The 16,700-nt window shown below is 57.5% G+C and carries 17 protein-coding genes, 1 tRNA gene and 1 pseudogene; 7 read left to right on the top strand and 12 right to left on the bottom strand.

What is annotated here, in order from left to right:
- Positions 1 to 89: 89 nt before the first annotated feature.
- The gene (uvrB, locus tag WF513_RS05935) at positions 90 to 2,105 is read right to left on the bottom strand and encodes an excinuclease ABC subunit UvrB (RefSeq protein WP_339082370.1); all 2,016 of its coding nucleotides are present in this window, start codon (positions 2,103 to 2,105) and stop codon (positions 90 to 92) included.
- A gap of 188 nt (positions 2,106 to 2,293) precedes the next feature.
- On the opposite strand from uvrB, the gene WF513_RS05930 reads away from it, so the two are divergent.
- The 4 genes from WF513_RS05930 to WF513_RS05915 all read left to right on the top strand — a co-directional run bounded on the left by WF513_RS05930 (position 2,294) and on the right by WF513_RS05915 (position 5,878).
- Positions 2,294 to 3,490, top strand: coding sequence for an amino acid aminotransferase (locus tag WF513_RS05930; protein ID WP_339082368.1), 1,197 nt, complete (start codon positions 2,294 to 2,296; stop codon positions 3,488 to 3,490).
- 147 nt (positions 3,491 to 3,637) lie between these two features.
- Positions 3,638 to 3,714 (top strand) — tRNA-Pro (locus WF513_RS05925).
- A 276-nt stretch (positions 3,715 to 3,990) separates the two neighbouring features.
- Positions 3,991 to 4,215: a DUF2061 domain-containing protein gene (locus tag WF513_RS05920; RefSeq protein WP_339082366.1), complete on the top strand. Its 225-nt coding sequence runs from the start codon at positions 3,991 to 3,993 to the stop codon at positions 4,213 to 4,215.
- A 103-nt stretch (positions 4,216 to 4,318) separates the two neighbouring features.
- Positions 4,319 to 5,878, top strand: coding sequence for a beta (1-6) glucans synthase (locus WF513_RS05915; RefSeq protein ID WP_339082364.1), 1,560 nt, complete (start codon positions 4,319 to 4,321; stop codon positions 5,876 to 5,878).
- Here the strand turns inward: WF513_RS05915 and WF513_RS05910 are convergent, their stop codons facing one another.
- Positions 5,879 to 6,247: a hypothetical protein gene (locus WF513_RS05910; RefSeq protein ID WP_339082362.1), complete on the bottom strand. Its 369-nt coding sequence runs from the start codon at positions 6,245 to 6,247 to the stop codon at positions 5,879 to 5,881. It lies immediately after the preceding gene.
- A 102-nt stretch (positions 6,248 to 6,349) separates the two neighbouring features.
- Here WF513_RS05910 and WF513_RS05905 point away from each other — a divergent pair, with 102 nt between their 5' ends.
- The 3 genes and pseudogenes from WF513_RS05905 to WF513_RS05895 all read left to right on the top strand — a co-directional run.
- A complete protein-coding gene (locus WF513_RS05905) occupies positions 6,350 to 6,922 on the top strand; it encodes a hypothetical protein (RefSeq protein WP_339082360.1) in 573 nt (190 codons plus the stop codon).
- 250 nt (positions 6,923 to 7,172) lie between these two features.
- Complete coding sequence (locus WF513_RS05900; protein WP_339082358.1) at positions 7,173 to 8,471, top strand: serine/threonine protein kinase; 1,299 nt, start codon at positions 7,173 to 7,175, stop codon at positions 8,469 to 8,471.
- Positions 8,472 to 8,541: 70 nt separating this feature from the next.
- Positions 8,542 to 9,240 (top strand): annotated as a pseudogene (locus tag WF513_RS05895) (VacJ family lipoprotein); the annotation flags it as partial.
- Between the two features lie 103 nt (positions 9,241 to 9,343).
- Here the strand turns inward: WF513_RS05895 and WF513_RS05890 are convergent.
- The 10 genes from WF513_RS05890 to ccmA form a co-directional block, all read right to left on the bottom strand.
- The gene (locus tag WF513_RS05890; RefSeq protein ID WP_339082356.1) at positions 9,344 to 9,670 is read right to left on the bottom strand and encodes a hypothetical protein; all 327 of its coding nucleotides are present in this window, start codon (positions 9,668 to 9,670) and stop codon (positions 9,344 to 9,346) included.
- On the bottom strand, positions 9,667 to 10,896 hold the full coding sequence (gene ccmI / locus WF513_RS05885) for a c-type cytochrome biogenesis protein CcmI (protein ID WP_339082354.1): 1,230 nt from the start codon (positions 10,894 to 10,896) through the stop codon (positions 9,667 to 9,669). The genes WF513_RS05890 and ccmI overlap by 4 nt, the downstream gene beginning before the upstream one ends.
- Positions 10,896 to 11,393, bottom strand: coding sequence for a cytochrome c-type biogenesis protein (locus WF513_RS05880; protein ID WP_339082352.1), 498 nt, complete (start codon positions 11,391 to 11,393; stop codon positions 10,896 to 10,898). The genes ccmI and WF513_RS05880 overlap by 1 nt, the downstream gene beginning before the upstream one ends.
- Entirely contained in the window at positions 11,390 to 11,926 is a 537-nt protein-coding gene (locus tag WF513_RS05875) for a DsbE family thiol:disulfide interchange protein (RefSeq protein WP_339082350.1), read from the bottom strand. Before WF513_RS05875 ends, WF513_RS05880 begins: the two co-directional genes overlap by 4 nt.
- Complete coding sequence (locus WF513_RS05870; protein WP_339082348.1) at positions 11,923 to 13,896, bottom strand: heme lyase CcmF/NrfE family subunit; 1,974 nt, start codon at positions 13,894 to 13,896, stop codon at positions 11,923 to 11,925. The genes WF513_RS05875 and WF513_RS05870 overlap by 4 nt, the downstream gene beginning before the upstream one ends.
- On the bottom strand, positions 13,893 to 14,381 hold the full coding sequence (gene ccmE, locus WF513_RS05865) for a cytochrome c maturation protein CcmE (RefSeq protein ID WP_339082346.1): 489 nt from the start codon (positions 14,379 to 14,381) through the stop codon (positions 13,893 to 13,895). The genes WF513_RS05870 and ccmE overlap by 4 nt, the downstream gene beginning before the upstream one ends.
- Positions 14,378 to 14,554, bottom strand: a complete 177-nt coding sequence (ccmD, locus tag WF513_RS05860) for a heme exporter protein CcmD (protein ID WP_339082344.1) — start codon at positions 14,552 to 14,554, stop codon at positions 14,378 to 14,380. The genes ccmE and ccmD overlap by 4 nt, the downstream gene beginning before the upstream one ends.
- Positions 14,551 to 15,309, bottom strand: coding sequence for a heme ABC transporter permease (locus WF513_RS05855; protein ID WP_339083433.1), 759 nt, complete (start codon positions 15,307 to 15,309; stop codon positions 14,551 to 14,553). Before WF513_RS05855 ends, ccmD begins: the two co-directional genes overlap by 4 nt.
- 73 nt (positions 15,310 to 15,382) lie before the next feature.
- Positions 15,383 to 16,054, bottom strand: coding sequence for a heme exporter protein CcmB (gene ccmB / locus WF513_RS05850; protein WP_339082342.1), 672 nt, complete (start codon positions 16,052 to 16,054; stop codon positions 15,383 to 15,385).
- Positions 16,051 to 16,632 carry a cytochrome c biogenesis heme-transporting ATPase CcmA gene (ccmA, locus tag WF513_RS05845; RefSeq protein ID WP_339083430.1) on the bottom strand — a complete coding sequence of 194 codons (582 nt, stop codon included), beginning with the start codon at positions 16,630 to 16,632 and terminating at the stop codon, positions 16,051 to 16,053. The genes ccmB and ccmA overlap by 4 nt, the downstream gene beginning before the upstream one ends.
- Between the last annotated feature and the right edge of the window lie 68 nt (positions 16,633 to 16,700).

The raw sequence follows: 16,700 nt of genomic DNA, 5'->3' as shown, positions 1-16,700 counted from the left end.
ACGCGCCATCTGCTGGCGAGTGGGCGTTTCAGGCAGCCCTATCCAGCCCTGCCTTACGCAGCCGCGAAGGTTGCTAAGCTCGCCTGTAGTTAGACCTGCAATAAGCGGTCACGCAGCTTTTGGATTTCATCGCGCAACTGCCCTGCGGCTTCAAACTCCAGATCACGCGCCAAGCTGTACATCTTCTCTTCAAGCTGGCGAATGCGCTTGGTGATCTCGCTCGGTGAGCGCAATTCGTTCTCATAACGCGCGCTTTCTTCTGCCGCCTGGGCCATGCCCTTACGCTTTTTACTGCGCGAACCGGGCACCACAGCACCTTCAAGAATGTCTTTGACGTCTTTGAATACACCCTTGGGGGTGATGCCGTGGGTTAGGTTGTAAGCGATCTGCGTGTTACGACGGCGCTCGGTTTCGCTAATGGCACGCTCCATGGAGCCAGTCATGCGGTCGGCATACAGAATCGCCCGGCCGTTGAGGTTACGCGCGGCGCGACCGATGGTCTGGATCAGCGAGCGCTCAGAACGCAAAAAGCCTTCCTTATCCGCATCAAGAATCGCCACCAGCGACACTTCCGGCATGTCCAAGCCTTCGCGCAGCAGGTTGATCCCCACCAGCACATCGAATGCACCGATGCGCAGGTCGCGGATGATTTCAACGCGCTCCACGGTGTCGATGTCAGAGTGCAGGTAACGTACCCGAACACCATGATCCGCCAAGTAATCGGTCAAATCCTCGGCCATGCGCTTGGTCAGGGTGGTGACCAACACACGCTCTTCGATGGCCACGCGTTTGTGGATTTCTGAGAGCAGGTCGTCAACCTGAGTCAACGCCGGGCGCACTTCAATCTGCGGATCGACCAGCCCGGTTGGGCGCACCAATTGCTCAATCACCCGCCCAGCATGTTCGGCTTCATAGTTGCCCGGTGTGGCGGAGACGAAAATGGTCTGCGGGCTGGCAGCCTCCCACTCCTCAAACTTCATCGGCCGGTTATCCAGTGCCGAAGGCAGGCGGAAACCATACTCGACCAAGGTTTCCTTACGTGAGCGGTCACCTTTGTACATCGCACCGACCTGCGGCACCGACACGTGAGATTCATCGATGATGAGCAGCGCTTGATCCGGCAGGTAGTCGTACAAGGTGGGTGGCGGCTGGCCAGAGTCACGTCCAGAGAGGTAGCGCGAGTAGTTTTCGATGCCGTTGCAATAACCCAGCTCGATGATCATCTCTAAATCAAAGCGGGTGCGTTGCTCCAAGCGCTGCGCTTCCACCAGCTTATTGTTGCTGCGTAGGTACTCCAGGCGCTCGACCAACTCGACCTTGATCTTCTCCACCGCCTCCAGCAGCACCTCGCGCGGGGTGACGTAATGGCTTTTGGGGTAAAAGGTGAAGCGCGGCAGTTTGCGAATCACTTCACCGGTCAACGGGTCAAAAGCCGAAATACTTTCAACTTCATCGTCAAACAGCTCAATGCGAATGGCTTCTAGGTCGGATTCAGCCGGGAAAACATCGATTACATCGCCGCGTACGCGAAAGGTCGAGCGGGCAAAATCCATGTCATTGCGGGTGTATTGCAAATCAGCCAGGCGACGCAGCAAGGCGCGCTGGTCCATTTTGTCGCCTCGGTCGACGTGCAACACCATCTTCAAGTACGACTCGGGGCTGCCCAAGCCGTAGATGCACGACACGGTGGTGACGATGATCGCATCTGGCCGCTCTAACAACGCCTTGGTCGCCGACAAGCGCATCTGCTCGATATGGTCGTTGATCGAGGCGTCCTTCTCGATAAAGGTATCTGACGACGGCACATAGGCTTCCGGCTGGTAATAGTCGTAATAGGAAACGAAGTACTCCACCGCGTTGTTCGGGAAGAAGCTTTTAAACTCGCCATACAGCTGCGCAGCCAGGGTTTTATTAGGCGCTAGCACCAGCGTTGGTCGTTGGATTTGCGCAATCACATTGGCGATGGAAAACGTCTTGCCCGAGCCCGTCACCCCAAGCAGAGTCTGGTGTGACAGGCCTGCTTCTAGGCCTTCGACCATCAGACGAATGGCCTCCGGCTGATCGCCCGCGGGTTGAAAGCGAGTGACTAATTGAAACTCGGACATAAATGACCTCAATAAAACGCGCGTGACCTGACTGCAAAGCCTACGTCATAACAGCTGAAATGCGTGTGTGACGTTGTCGCGGCACACGTGTTGGGCCGGTATACTACCGGCCGACTTCCGCAACCCCTAGCACCAGTCGTAGCCGGGCGTTGCATGACTCTCACCCTCCTCTCGAGTTGCCGCATCCCATGAGCCTGTTCTCTGCTGTCGAAATGGCGCCGCGCGACCCAATTTTGGGCCTCAACGAAGCATTCAACGCCGACCCACGTGCCACCAAGGTCAATCTGGGTGTTGGCGTATACACCACCGAAGAGGGTCGTATCCCGCTGCTGCGCGCCGTGGCCGAAGCGGAAACCATATTGACAGCAGCCTCTGCGCCACGCGGTTATCTGCCTATTGAGGGCATCGCTGCCTATGACCAAGCCGTGCAAGCCATGCTGTTTGGTCAGGACTCAGCGTTGATTCAACAAGGCCGTGTGATCACCACTCAGGCCTTGGGCGGTACGGGGGCGTTAAAAATCGGCGCAGACTTCCTCAAGCGCTTGCTCCCTGACGCCGCGGTGGCCATCAGTGACCCAAGCTGGGAAAACCATCGCGCACTCTTTGAAGCGGCCGGCTTCCCAGTGCGTAATTACCGTTATTACGATGCCTTCAGCAATGGCGTGAACCGCGGTGGCCTGCTCGAAGATCTGAAAAACCTGCCCGCGCGCTCCATCGTGGTTTTGCACGCCTGCTGCCATAATCCAACCGGTGTTGACCTGACGCTGGACGACTGGAAAGCCGTGCTGGAGATTCTTCGCGAGCGCGAGCATGTACCTTTCCTCGACATCGCCTACCAGGGCTTTGGTGATGGCATCGAAGAAGATGCTGAGGCGGTGCGCCTGTTTGCTCAGTCCGACCTGACCTTCTTTGTTTCCAGTTCGTTCTCCAAGTCGTTCTCGCTTTACGGCGAACGGGTGGGCGCCCTGTCCATCGTCACCGGCTCGCAAGAAGAAGCCGGACGCGTGCTGTCGCAGGTCAAGCGCGTTATCCGCACCAACTACTCCAACCCGCCGACCCACGGTGCCAGCGTGGTGGCTACCGTGCTCAACAGCCCAGAACTACGCGCCATGTGGGAAGTCGAGCTGGGCGAGATGCGCGAGCGCATTCGCGGTATGCGCATGAGCATGGTTGAGCAACTGGCGGCCTTGGGCGCTAAACGTGATTTCAGCTTTGTGGCTGAACAACGCGGCATGTTCTCTTACTCAGGCCTGACCACCGAACAGGTTGAACGGTTGCGCAACGAGTTCGCTATTTACGCCGTCGGCACTGGGCGCATCTGCGTCGCCGCACTCAATCAGCGTAACCTGCCCGCCGTAACGCAGGCGATTGCAGCCGTTCTCTGAGCACAGAGGAAGTCAGTCAAGTATTGACTTCCTCTTTTCAATCAGTAGGATACGCATCGTTGTAACGCGACATGTCGGCCACTGAAGCAAATGACTGCTAGTCATTCCTTGAACACTGGAACGCATGTCGCACAGTCAGTAGTTCATCGGGGTATAGCGCAGCCCGGTAGCGCGCCTGCTTTGGGAGCAGGATGTCGGGAGTTCGAATCCCCCTACCCCGACCATTTTTGGGTCGTCAGTTAAGCTAGTTCAGCGATTGATTTTATCGATTGCTCCCACGCTTAAAGCAATACCGCCCACACTTTCAAGCTCGCTTGAAAACCAAAAACCCGCCTTGAGCGGGTTTTTTATTGGCTGTTTATCCGTGAGCAGCTGAATGAGTGGCCCACCGATAAATTGTTAAAAACTATTGAAGCCATCGATATGAAATATTTTAACAATAACTCTTCAGCACTTAAGCTAGTCCTTCAATAAAGAATCATTCTTAATCGAGGTGCATCATGCTTAAGACAGTGACGTTTACCCTGATGCACTTTTGTATCGCCTTCGGCGTCACCTACGCGTTGACTGGCAGCATCGCCGCAAGCGGTCTGGTGGCCGCTATTGAGCCGCTGTGCAATTCGGTGGGTTTTTACTACCACGAAAAAATCTGGAAACGCATCGAGGGTCGCTCAGCACCGGCCGAGGTACGGCCCACACATGCTTGGTTACACCATCAGGCATAAGGCGTATGCACCTGCTGACCCGCTAAACAGCGGGTAAAACAGCCAGCGCAGTGCTGGAGCAATCCGCTACTATGCGCGGCTTAGCCACCATACGCGCCCGATCATGCCAGCCACTTCTCGCTTTCCTGTAGCGCCTTATTTGTTTGCTTGCCTGCTCGGCCTCATGGCGCTTTTTGGCTTATGGTTTGGCATCGGTAAACCGGTTGAACTGGCCGATGCCGCCACACCAACGCACAAACTGCAGTGCGCGTCGTACACGCCGTTCGATAAGGATCAGTCGCCCTTCGATCAACCGATCAAATTACGCCCAGAGCGCATGGATGCAGACTTGGCGATACTGGCCAAACGCTTCGAGTGCCTGCGCACCTATTCGGTGACGGGGCTGGAAGACCTGCCGAATATGGCGCGCAAACATGGCTTGAAATTAATCGTCGGCGCCTGGGTCAGTCGCAACTCCGCCGATACGGCCATTGAGATTGCTGGCCTGGTGAAGGTCGCTAATGCGCACCCGGATGTTATCCAAGCGGTAATCGTCGGTAACGAGGCATTGTTGCGCAAAGAAGTCACCCCCCAGCAACTGGTGACGCTGATCGAGCAGGTCAAAGCGCAGATCAAGCAGCCCGTAACCTATGCCGATGTCTGGGAGTTCTGGCTCAAGCATCCGCAAATTGCCCCGGCCGTGGACTTCATCACCATTCACTTGCTGCCTTACTGGGAAGACAACCCAGCCGGGATTGAAACTGCATTGCATGAAGTGGCTGAAGTGCGCCGCACCTTTGGCAGTGCCTATGCACCGAAAGATATTCTGATCGGTGAGACCGGTTGGCCCAGCGAAGGGCGACAGCGTGAAACGGCCGTGCCGAGCTTAGTCAACCAGGCAAAATTTATCCGCGGCTTTGTCGCCATGGCTGAGCAAAATGGCTGGCGCTATAACCTCATTGAAGCGTTTGACCAACCTTGGAAGCGCGCCAGTGAAGGCGCTGTGGGCGGTTATTGGGGCTTGTATGACGCCAGCCGCGAGGATAAGTCGATCCTCGCGGGCCCCGTGTCTAACCTGCCGCACTGGCCTGCTTGGCTCGCCTTAAGCCTGGGCTTGTTTGCCACCACGTTGCTGCTTGCCGGCCGCCCGCGTTCACCTCGCGCCGCGCTACTCTTGCCACTGCTGGCGGCATTGGGCGCCGCCTGTATTGGCCTGTTTGCAGAGCTGATGCTGGTCACCAGTCGCTACGTTGGGGAATGGCTCTGGGCCAGCTCACTAATAGCCCTGAACCTACTGGTGCTGGCACATGCGGCGCTTTTGCTCAGCCAGCAACGTGGTTGGCGCGTGCGCCCGCTGCGCTGGCTGCATACTAGAGGTGCGTTGTGGCTGGGGCTGAGCGGCTTTGCCGGGGCAGTGATGATGCTCGCGCTGGTGGTAGATGCACGTTACCGCAGCTTTCCCAGCGCTGCGCTAATTCTGCCTGCAGTGGTTTATCTATGCCGACCGGTAGGCGGCTACCGGCGCGAAATCGCATTACTGGCCCTGCTAATCGGCGCGGGCATTGCTCTGCAGCTGTATCAAGAAACCCTGAGCAACTTACAAGCCTTAGGCTGGGCGATGACCAGCGCATTATTGGTCGCCGCGCTGTGGCGCAGCCTGCGGCTGAAGCCACGCACCGCCTAATCAAGCGGTGCGTGGCGCCCGCACTAAGCGTAAAAGAGCCAGCACTACAGCAAATACGGCGAGGCTGGCGCTGTATAACACCAGCGCCGGCAGACTCAACAGCAGTGCCGGTGCGGCTAAGCGCGTACCCCAAACGCCCGGCAGCACAAACCCAAGCACGGCAAGAATCAGTGCAGCCCAGGCCAGTATGCGTAAGTGGATAAGCCAGCCAAGCAAGGCGCGCAATTCACAGCCTAACCGCTCAGGCGCTGCCACACACAGGCCTACCCAGCGGTCGTTCTCCATCAACTGGTAGCGCAGTACAAAACTCAGCGCTAAACACACAACTGCGGCGATAAACAAGGCAACCCAAGGCAGGTAACGAGGCATAGATAACTCAAGTAAATAAACGGGCTGCGTAGAATATGCTGCGCCGGCGCAGATAACATCCTCAAGCTACCCACTCACAGCCGCTGTGACTAGAACCCGATCATGCTTATACGTCGCTTAATACTCATCGCTGCCAGCCTACTCGGCCTCTGGATGGTCTGGGTCATCGTGCTGCCTACGTCCAATAACCTGTCGCCGAGTGCCCCGCTGACCAGCGGCAGTTGGCGTGTGGCGGACAATATTGTCAGCGCATTGCAACCTTTTCAGCTGGAAGCCCGCATCCTCGCTCGCGAAGACTATTACTTTGACCGCGGTGCCAAGCTGTCACCGACCGATCTAGCGCTCGGCTGGGGACCGATGGCTGACCCCGAGGTGCTGCGCCATATCAGCATCAGTCAGCGTAATCGCTGGTACTTCTGGCGTGCCGAACAGCTACCCATTGAACGCCAACAGATTGAACTGCACAGCGCCAATATGCATTTCATACCTGCCAACCCTCAGGTGGCCAGCACCCTGGCGCAGATCAAAGAGGGCCAGCAGATTCGCCTCAGCGGGCAATTGGTGAGTGTTGACGGCGATGACGGTTATCGCTGGGTCAGCTCGCTGAGCCGTGAAGACACCGGCGACGGTGCGTGCGAACTGATCTGGGTCGAGGAGCTGGTTCTGTTGCCTTGATAGGCGGCGTTGCGCTGGCAACGCTTAGCACAGGGGCGCTGGCCGGTATTTACTGACCTGTAACGCCCCGCTTTAACCAGGCGCCTGCACCCACCATCTGTAAACAGCCGCCTACGACTGGCCGTCCACTACTGGCCGTCCGCAACTGGTCGTCCACAACTGGCCGTCCGCAACAAAAAGGCACTTAGCCTGGCTTGTGTGGTCAAATCGAGCCGTCGCACCCGACCTTAGGCTCTCAAGAGATTCAGCCATGCCGCATTTCCTTCGCCTGCTCGCCCTTGTCAGCTGCCTGGCACTGATCAGCACCGTCAGCGCTGCCGATATTGACGCCAGCAGTTATGGCTACCCGATCAGCAACCCATTCGAAGCCACTCTGGCCACCACTCCGCCAGAACTGCGGCCGCAATTACCCGCCGATGCTGACATTAACCAGCGCGATTACCAGATCAAACTACGCCCAGAGCGTGAGTTTGAGTTGCCAGATAATTTCTGGCCGGTCACCAAAATGCGCTACCGCCTGGCCAAGCAGCCAGGTGAAGCGCCGCTGATCTTTATCATCGCCGGCACCGGTGCGCATTACGCCAGCAGCACCCCGGAATACCTGAAAAAGCTCTTTTATGGCGCGGGTTACCACGTGGTGCAATTATCATCACCCAGCAGCTATGACTTTATGACCTCAGCCTCGCGCCTGGCCACGCCCGGCATTACCCGCGATGACGCCGATGACCTCTACCGCGCCATGCAGGCTGTGCGCGCCCAGCACCCGCGCCTGAAAGTCAGCGCGTTTCACCTGACCGGCTACAGCCTCGGCGCGTTGCAGGCTGCTTTTGTCAGCGAACTGGATGAAACCCGTCGCAGTTTTAACTTTAAACGCGTGCTGCTGCTCAACCCACCGGTCAATCTGTACACCTCGGTGACCAACCTCGACCGTATGGTGCAGACCCAGGTCGAGGGTATCAACGACAGCACCACCTTCTATGAACTGGTACTGGGCAAGCTGACTCACTATTTCCAAGATAAAGGCTATGTCGACATCAACGACGCCCTGCTTTATGACTTCCAAAATTCCAAGGAGAAACTCAGCGACGAGCAGATGGCCATGCTGATTGGCGCGGCCTTTCGCTTCTCTTCGGCTGATATTGCCTTTACTTCGGACCTGATCAACCGCCGTGGCTTGATCACCCCGATCGACTACCCCATTACCGAAACCACCAGCCTCACTCGGTTCTTCGAACGCGCCCTGCAATGCGACTTCGACTGCTACCTCACCGAGCAAGTAATCCCGATGTGGCGCGCACGCACAGATGGCGGCAGCTTGGCGCAGCTGATTGATCAAGTCAGCCTGTATGCAGTGGCCGATTACCTGAAAAACAGCAACAAGATCGCCGTCATGCACAATGCCGACGACATCATTCTCGGCCCGGGTGATTTGGGCTTTTTGCGCCGCACCCTCGGCGAGCGCCTAACTGTTTATCCGCTGGGTGGCCATTGCGGCAACCTCAACTACCGCGTCAACAGCGACGCCATGCTGGAGTTCTTCCGTGGCTAAGCCCATTTCTTTTGCTGTGTTCTTTGCCCTACTGCTGGGCAGTGGCCTGACCCATGCTCAGCATCCGGCTGATGCCGACGGCTTTAAGCGGCCAATGCAACACCTGCAATTCAACCCGGGGCTGGATGAGCGTGAGTTCGAGCGCTCCACCTTCAATGCGTTGAATGTCTATGACCCAATAGAGTCCTGGAACCGCCGCGTTTATCACTTCAATTACCGTTTTGATGAATGGGTTTTTCTACCGATTGTCGATGGCTACCGCTATATCACCCCGACCTTAGTGCAGAGCGGTGTGAGCAATTTTTTCAGTAACTTGGGGGATGTGCCTAATCTGCTCAATAGCGCCCTGCAATTCAAAGGCAAGCGCGCCATGCAGACCACTGCTCGCCTGCTGCTCAACACCACCCTTGGGGTGGCTGGCCTTTGGGACCCCGCCACACGCATGGGCCTGCCTAAGCAGCACGAAGATTTTGGCCAAACCCTCGGCTACTACGGCACTCCAGCCGGGCCTTACCTGATTCTGCCACTGCTGGGGCCCTCTAACCTGCGCGACACTGGCGGCCTGGTAGCCGACTTCACTGCGAAGGGCCAAGTCAACTGGTTAAATGTCGCCGAAGTCAGCACCAGTCACCCTGAAATCACCCTGTTAGAGGTGGTCGATCAACGCTCCACGGTGAACTTCCGCTACGGCCAGCTCAACTCTCCGTTCGAGTACGAGAAAATTCGTTTCTTCTACCACGAGGCGCGCAAGCTGCAGATCGCCGAGTAAGCACCGCCCGCTGACGAAAAAAAGCCGCCGGCAGAGCTACCTGCGGCGGCTTTTTACTGTTTAACCCGGTGCTATGCGCAGACCAAGCGTTTTGACCGATAGGCTACTGGACGTAACGACGATACAAGCCTGGCGGCACGCCGCTGCTGTCGGTGGCCAACCATGGTCCTTGCGGATTACTGGCCCAACTCCAGCCAGCATCCCAGCGGTAGTACGTGCGTTCGCGGTAGTACAGATCAGACGTGCCGCCCACCACATAAACACCCAACCGAGCATCCCACTGGCTGGCTACACCAGGTGGTGGGGCAAACCGTGGATGGTTGCTGCTGGGGCTCGGCGTTATCACCGGCGTCGAAGTGAGCGGTGTTTGCACGCATGCGCCAAGCCCCAATAGGCTAAGGAGTAAGACGCCGCGCACACACTTACTCATGGTTTTTTACTGTCTGCGCTGTCGATCAGTAATTGCTGCAACTCAGTGGTCTTGCTGGCAATCGGCTGACCATTACCTATCCACTCACCGGCCGTAGCGTTGCCACCGCGTGAGATGCGGGCAACCAGTTGTACTTGCTCGAAACCTGAGATCTTCAACTGCGGCATCATCGCATCGCTGTCCGACAGGCTGACTTCAGCCGGGAGGTCAGCCACGGTGAGACGCTTGACCGCGAGTGGCATCGGCGGGCCGGAAACAGCCCGGGCGAAGATAAATACCGAGTCGCCCGGCTGCACCTTGGCTTGCAACTCAGCGGCCAGTGCAACGCGCACCGTTATGCCAGGGCTGGAAGCGCTAGCTGCATCAGCCGCATTGGTTGAACCAGCAGCATCTGCAGCGGGGAGACCAAGTTGCTCACGGGCACGCTCAATACCACCCTGAATGGCCTGGCTGGAGGGATCATCAGCCGGCAATACCGCCACCAGCTTCTGCCAGTGACCGATCGCTTGCTGGAACGCCCCACTCTCATAAGCGGCGATACCTAATAAGCCAAGGCTGGTGACTTCTGCCGGGTTAGCCTTGAGAGCCTCATCCGTGAGTGCCTGCAGCTGCGACGTCCACTGTTTATCACCGGCAAAATACAGCGCTTGTGCCCACTGCCCGAGCAACTCAGGCTCGCGCCCAGCGTTATCAATAGCGCGCTCAAAGGCCGTAGCGGCATCGCCGGCGCGCTCTTGAGACATATAAGTGCGGCCCAGGAAGTACCAGCTTTCAGCCGATTTCGGATCGTTTTCAACCGCCGCTTCTAAACGTGCGGTCATTTCCTCGAGGGTCTTCGGCTGCTCGGCAAAAATACGCGCCCGCTCCATGTCGTCAATAGCGCCCCAATGCATATACAAACCAGTGCCCAGCAACGGCATGAGCAGGGCTGCGATCAGCGGGATTTTGCCGCCCAGCGAGCGCCGTTTCGGCAATGCCTGGGCTCCTTCGGTGTCAGCCAAGAGCTCACGAGCCGCTTCGTCGCGACCACCGGCAAGCTGCTCAGTATTCAGTGCGCCAGAGGCGTGCTGCGCTTGCAAATCTTGCAAGTGTTCCTGATACAGCGTGACGTTAAGAGCGGTACGGTCCTCTTCAGTCTGGAGCTTGCGCCCACGGACTACCGGAATCAGCAAAAAGGCCAGGGCTGTGAGTAACAGCAGGCCTGCGCACAACCAGAATTCAATCATCAGTCTCTCTTATCCACAGGCGGTTGAAAGGTGGACGGCTGGCTCAGTAGAGCGGCCAAACGCTGCTGTTCATCGGCAGACAGGCCGTTGGCGGCGGTGCCGGGCTTACGTCGACGGCGTACCAAAATGACCCCAACCAAGACAAAGCCACCGGCCAGCAAACCAGCCGGGCCGTACCAAAGCAGCAGCGTGCGCGCAGTGACCGGCGGCTTGTAGAGCACAAAATCGCCATAGCGACTGACCAGAAAATCAATGATTTGCGGGTCAGTTTGGCCTTCACTGAGCATGCGGTAGATTTGCCCACGCAGGTCCATGGCTATCGGCGCATCCGAATCGGCAATGTTCTGGTTCTGACACTTAGGGCAGCGCAGCTCTTCAACCAAGGTGCGATAACGTTCCCGCTCGGTCTCGTTGGCAAACTCATAGGTATCAATAGCTGCCTGAGCCGTGCCGATTAAGACCAGCCCCAAGACGGCAGCCGTGAACAAACGCTTCATGGCTGAACCTCGTCGACCAATTCCTGATACAGCGGCGCGAGCTGCTCGCGCCACACGCGTTCATCAATCACACCGACAAATTTGTGCCGAATGATGCCCTGCTTGTCGATGAGGAAGGTTTCAGGTGCGCCATACACGCCTAAATCTAAACCCAAGGTACCGCGGGCGTCATTGATATTGAGCTGGTAGGGGTCATGAAACTCCACTAACCACTTCTGCGCGGCGGCGTTGTCATCCTTGTAATTGACCCCATGGATGGTCACACCCTGCTTAAGCAGTTTATTTAGCATCGGGTGCTCAACACGGCAGGCCACACACCACGTCGCCCATACATTGACCAGCGCAGGCTTACCCTTGAGGTCAGCCTCAGTCAGGGTTTGGCCGCTCTGCACCGACGGTAGGCTGAAGGCCGGAAATGGCTTGCCGATCAATGCCGAGGGCAGCTCGGAGGGATCAATAAACAACCCACGGTAAAGAATCACCGCCAAGGCCAGAAACATCGCCAAGGGCAACAGCAACAGCAGTCGCTTCATGCCTTCGCCCCTGCCATATCCAGAGCATCACGCACGCGGGTGCGCACTTTCATCCGATAACGTTTATCGGCTGCCGCTAGAAAGCCACCCAAGCCCATTAACAGTGCGCCAAACCAGATCCAGCGAACAAAGGGTTTGATGTGCACACGCACCGCCCAAGCGCCCTCACCCAACGGCTCACCCAAGGCGACGAAAAGGTCGCGGGTGATCCCGGCGTCGATCCCGGCTTCGGTCATCACGGACTGCTGCACGGTGTACAAACGCTTCTCCGGATGCAGCACGGATATTTGCTTACCGTCTTGGATGACGCGCACGGTGCCTTTATCCGAGGTGAAATTCGGCCCTTCAAAATGCTCCGCGCCATCGAAGATGAACTGGTAACCACCAATATCCACCGACTCGCCGGGGACCATGCGCATGTCGCGTTCATAGCTGCCAACGCTGGCCAACACCACGCCCAAGGCGCATACCGCCATACCTAGGTGCGCGGTTTGCATGCCCCAGTAACTGCGGGTCAAGGTCGGCAACCCCTTGATTAGGCCCTTGTGCCGGGTTTTCTCAATAATGTCGCGGACCCCGGCCAACACCACCCAGACAGCCAACAAGCAGACCCCGAGTACCGCCCAGTTGAAGTCACCAATCAGGAATGTCGCGATCACTGCCAGCACTACACTACCAATCAGCACGGGAAGCAGCATGCTCAATAGCCATTTCACCGGTGTGTTTTTCCAACGCACCAGCACACCGACCGCCATCATGGCCATCAACAAGCCCATGAGGGGCATAAACAACGCATCGAAATACGGCGGCCCTACCGACAGTTTGGTGCCGGTGATGGCATCAAGCACCAGCGGGTAAAGGGTACCGAGCAGAATCATCGCGGCGCTGACCACCAGAATCAGGTTATTCACCAGCAGCAAGGTTTCCCGCGACCACAGGGTAAAACCAACATGACTCTTGACCACTGGAGCACGGATAGCGAACAACGCGAGCGAGCTGCCCACTACAAGCAGCAGGAAGGCCAGGATAAATACGCCGCGCTCAGGGTCACTGGCGAACGCATGCACCGAGGTCAGTACCCCAGAACGTACTAGGAAGGCACCCAGCAGGCTCAGGGAGAACGCAGCAATTGCCAAGAGCACAGTCCAGCTCTTGAATACACCGCGTTTTTCCGTCACGGCCAAGGAGTGAATAAGCGCTGTACCCACCAACCAGGGCATAAACGAGGCATTTTCCACCGGGTCCCAGAACCACCAGCCGCCCCAGCCAAGCTCGTAGTAAGCCCACCATGAACCGAGGGCGATACCAATGCCGAGGAAGGCCCACGCGACGAGGGTCCATGGCCGCGACCAGCGCGCCCAGGCTGCATCCAATTTACCGCCCAGTAAGGCGGCAATGGCGAAGGCAAAAGCTACGGAAAAACCGACATAGCCCATGTAAAGCATCGGCGGATGAACGATCAGACCGAAGTCCTGCAATAACGGGTTGAGGTCTCGCCCGTCAGCCGGCGTATCAAACAACAGCCGTTCAAAGGGGTTGGAAGTGATGATCAGTAGCAGCAAGAAACCGACACTGATGATGCCCATCACACCGAGCACGCGGGCGAGCATTTCCTCGGGCAACTGCCGCGAGAAGATCGACACAGCAAAGGTCCAGCCGGCGAGCAGCAGCCCCCACAGCAGCAATGAGCCTTCGTGAGCGCCCCACACTGCGCTGAACTTGTAGTACCAAGGCAGCGCACTGTTGGAATTATTGGCGACGTAGGCAACGCTGAAGTCGTCGACCATAAAAGCGTAAGTCAGGCAGATAAAGGCGATCAACAGAAAAGTAAACTGCCCCCAGGCGGCTGGCGCCGCCAAACTCATCCACTGGCGATCACCGCGCCAGGCGCCAATCATTGGCAATGTTGACTGCACCAGCGCCATACACAGGGCGAGAATCATCGCCAGATGGCCGAGCTCGGGGATCATTGCGCACGCTCCGTTTGATAGGTTTTCTTCTCAGCATTAGCCGCTTCGTGCTGTTGCAGCATTCCACTCTGTTCCAGCGCCTGCATCACTTCTGGGGGCATGTAGTTTTCGTCGTGTTTGGCCAACACTTCATCGGCAATCAGCACGCCACTGGCATTCAGTTTGCCCATGGCAACGATGCCCTGGCCTTCGCGGAACAGGTCCGGGAGGATGCCGTGGTAGCGAATGGTCACGCTTTTCACGCCATCGGTGACGACAAAGTCGGTGTCCAGCGTTTCACTGGAGCGTTTCACCGAACCTACCTCGACCAAGCCACCTGCACGGATGCGGGTGTCTTCAGGCGCATCGCCATTAGCGATTTGCGTCGGCGTATAGAACAGGTTGATGTTTTGCTGCAACGCACTCAGGGCAAGGGACACGGCGATGCCCACACCGGCAATGATCGCCAAGACAATAAACAGACGTTTCTTGCGCTGCGGATTCACTTCAATTCCTCCCGGCGCAAACGGCGCGCTTCGTCATGAAGATATCGGCGACGTGCCAGGATTGGCAGCGCCACATTCAGCCCCAGAACCACCAGGCTGATGGCATAACTGGACCACACATAAGGTCCGTGGGTGCCCATGGCGAGAAACTCGCTAAAGCTGACAAAACTCATCGGCCTTTCTCCACCAGCAATTTAATTTCAGCCTTGGCCCAACTACTGCGGGCCTCGCGCTTGAGCACTTCCAGGCGCATACGCAGCAGCAGCAGCACAGCAAAAAGACAGTAAAACCCGAGCACCATGAGCAGCAACGGCATCCACATTTCAAACGGCATGGCAGGTTTGGCCACAATGCTGAACGTTGCAGGCTGGTGCAGGGTGTTCCACCACTCCACCGAATATTGAATGATCGGAATATTCACCACCCCGACGATCGCCAGTACGGCGCAAGCTTTGGCCGCACTGTCACGGTTGGTAATGGCATTACCCAGGGCAATGACGCCGAAATACAGGAACAGCAAAATCAGCATGGACGTCAGGCGCGCGTCCCATACCCAGTACGTGCCCCAGGTTGGCTTGCCCCATACCGCACCGGTGACCAGCGCAATCACCGTCATCCAAGCACCAATGGGCGCCGCTTGTTGCAGCGCCACATCAGCCAGTTTCATCTTCCATACCAGGCTGACGGTACCGGCTATCGCCAGCATTATGTAGATCGACTGGGCCAGAAACGCGGCGGGCACATGCATGTAGATAATGCGAAAGCTATTGCCCTGCTGGTAATCCGGCGGCGCGAAAGCCAGGCCCCAAACAGTCCCGATCGTCAGTAACAGCAGCGCAGCCACGGCTAACCAAGGAAGCCAGCGACGGCTGATTTCATAAAACAATTTGGGCGAGCCGAGCTTGTGAAACCACGTCCAGTTCATCAGGTTACTCATCAGTGCTAGGGCTGATCGCGGCGCATGTGAGCGCTAAAATCAAGCAGCTATTCAGGCTTATCATCTACTCAGCAACGCTAATCGTCAGACCAGCGGCGATGGCAAAAGGTGTCAAGGTCACGGCTAACGCGGTGAGGCTGGCCAACCATAACAAGTGGCCGACCGCCGGCAATCCTTGCAGGCTGGCTTGTAACGCACCGCTGCCAAGAATCAGCACCGGGATGTATAACGGCAAAATCAGTAGCGCGAGCAACAAACCACCGCGCTTAAGGCCAACGGTCAGCGCTGCGCCGACGGCACCCAGCAAGCTCAGCACCGGTGTACCCAGCAGCAGGGAAACCAGCAGCACCGGCAAACAACGCTCCGGCAACCCAAGCATCAACGCAAGGATCGGCGCCAACAGCACCAGCGCCAAACCGGAGAACAGCCAGTGTGCCAGCACCTTGGCCAGAACCAGAAGAGCCAAGGGGTGCGGCGAAAGGACCCACTGCTCAAGTGAGCCGTCTTCGAAATCACTGCGAAACAGCCCGTCCAGCGAGAGCAGCACGGCCAATAGAGCCGCTACCCATATCAAGCCTGGGGAAAGGCTTTGTAACAACTGTGTTTGCGGACCCACCGCCAGAGGAAACAGGGCAATCACAATGGCGAAGAACACCAGTGGGTTAGCCAGCTCGGCTGGACGCCGAAATAACAAGCGCGCTTCGCGGGCCAGTAGCAGAGTGAAGACGTTGCTCATGGTGTACGCGTTCCTAAGTCGAGCTCCCGGTAGCCGGTCGGCTTAACGTTGAGCTCATGGTGCGTGGTCAGCACCACAAGGCCACCTTGCTCACAATGGGCAGCTAAATGATGCTCCAGCTGCGCCACGGCGGCCTTGTCCAGCGCGGTGAAGGGCTCATCCAGAATCCACAGCTTGGGTCCCGGCAAATAAAGACGCGCTAAAGCCACGCGACGCTGCTGCCCCGCAGACAGGGTGTGGCACGGTACATCTTCAAAGCCGCGCAAGCCCACCGCCGCCAGCGCCTGCCAGATAGCTTCGTGCCCGGCTGGCTCATGCAGAGCGCAGAGCCAGCCAAGGTTCTCCTCAGCACTGAGCAAACCCTTGATCCCGGCTGCATGGCCAATCCACAGTACATTGCGCGCCAGTTCGGCACGCTGCGCCGTCAACACCACACCATTCAGGCGAACTTCACCCGCAGTCGGCTGCATCAATCCCGAAAGCAAACGCAGTAGGCTGGTCTTACCGCTGCCATTGGGCCCGGCCACTTGCAACATTTCGCCGGGAACTAGACGCAGCTGCAGCCGCTCGAAAAGCATGCGCCAATCCCGCTCACAGGCGAGCTCCACGGCTTCGAGAAGAGGACTGGTCAAGGCATCGTTACCTA

Source organism: Pseudomonas sp. TMP9 (assembly GCF_037943105.1).
Taxonomy (GTDB): Bacteria; Pseudomonadota; Gammaproteobacteria; order Pseudomonadales; family Pseudomonadaceae; genus Aquipseudomonas.
Note: the sequence above shows the minus strand (reverse complement) of the source record. Positions and strands in the feature narration are given on the sequence as shown.

Excerpts from the sequence above, each read along its gene's own strand:
- uvrB (WP_339082370.1), bottom strand. The coding sequence starts at position 2,105 with ATGTCCGAGTTTCAATTAGTCACTCGCTTTCAACCCGCGGGCGATCAG.
- WF513_RS05930 (WP_339082368.1), top strand. The coding sequence starts at position 2,294 with ATGAGCCTGTTCTCTGCTGTCGAAATGGCGCCGCGCGACCCAATTTTG.
- WF513_RS05920 (WP_339082366.1), top strand. The coding sequence starts at position 3,991 with ATGCTTAAGACAGTGACGTTTACCCTGATGCACTTTTGTATCGCCTTC.
- WF513_RS05915 (WP_339082364.1), top strand. The coding sequence starts at position 4,319 with ATGCCAGCCACTTCTCGCTTTCCTGTAGCGCCTTATTTGTTTGCTTGC.
- WF513_RS05910 (WP_339082362.1), bottom strand. The coding sequence starts at position 6,247 with ATGCCTCGTTACCTGCCTTGGGTTGCCTTGTTTATCGCCGCAGTTGTG.
- WF513_RS05905 (WP_339082360.1), top strand. The coding sequence starts at position 6,350 with ATGCTTATACGTCGCTTAATACTCATCGCTGCCAGCCTACTCGGCCTC.
- WF513_RS05900 (WP_339082358.1), top strand. The coding sequence starts at position 7,173 with ATGCCGCATTTCCTTCGCCTGCTCGCCCTTGTCAGCTGCCTGGCACTG.
- WF513_RS05890 (WP_339082356.1), bottom strand. The coding sequence starts at position 9,670 with ATGAGTAAGTGTGTGCGCGGCGTCTTACTCCTTAGCCTATTGGGGCTT.
- ccmI (WP_339082354.1), bottom strand. The coding sequence starts at position 10,896 with ATGATTGAATTCTGGTTGTGCGCAGGCCTGCTGTTACTCACAGCCCTG.
- WF513_RS05880 (WP_339082352.1), bottom strand. The coding sequence starts at position 11,393 with ATGAAGCGTTTGTTCACGGCTGCCGTCTTGGGGCTGGTCTTAATCGGC.
- WF513_RS05875 (WP_339082350.1), bottom strand. The coding sequence starts at position 11,926 with ATGAAGCGACTGCTGTTGCTGTTGCCCTTGGCGATGTTTCTGGCCTTG.
- WF513_RS05870 (WP_339082348.1), bottom strand. The coding sequence starts at position 13,896 with ATGATCCCCGAGCTCGGCCATCTGGCGATGATTCTCGCCCTGTGTATG.
- ccmD (WP_339082344.1), bottom strand. The coding sequence starts at position 14,554 with ATGAGTTTTGTCAGCTTTAGCGAGTTTCTCGCCATGGGCACCCACGGA.
- ccmB (WP_339082342.1), bottom strand. The coding sequence starts at position 16,054 with ATGAGCAACGTCTTCACTCTGCTACTGGCCCGCGAAGCGCGCTTGTTA.
- ccmA (WP_339083430.1), bottom strand. The coding sequence starts at position 16,632 with ATGCTTTTCGAGCGGCTGCAGCTGCGTCTAGTTCCCGGCGAAATGTTG.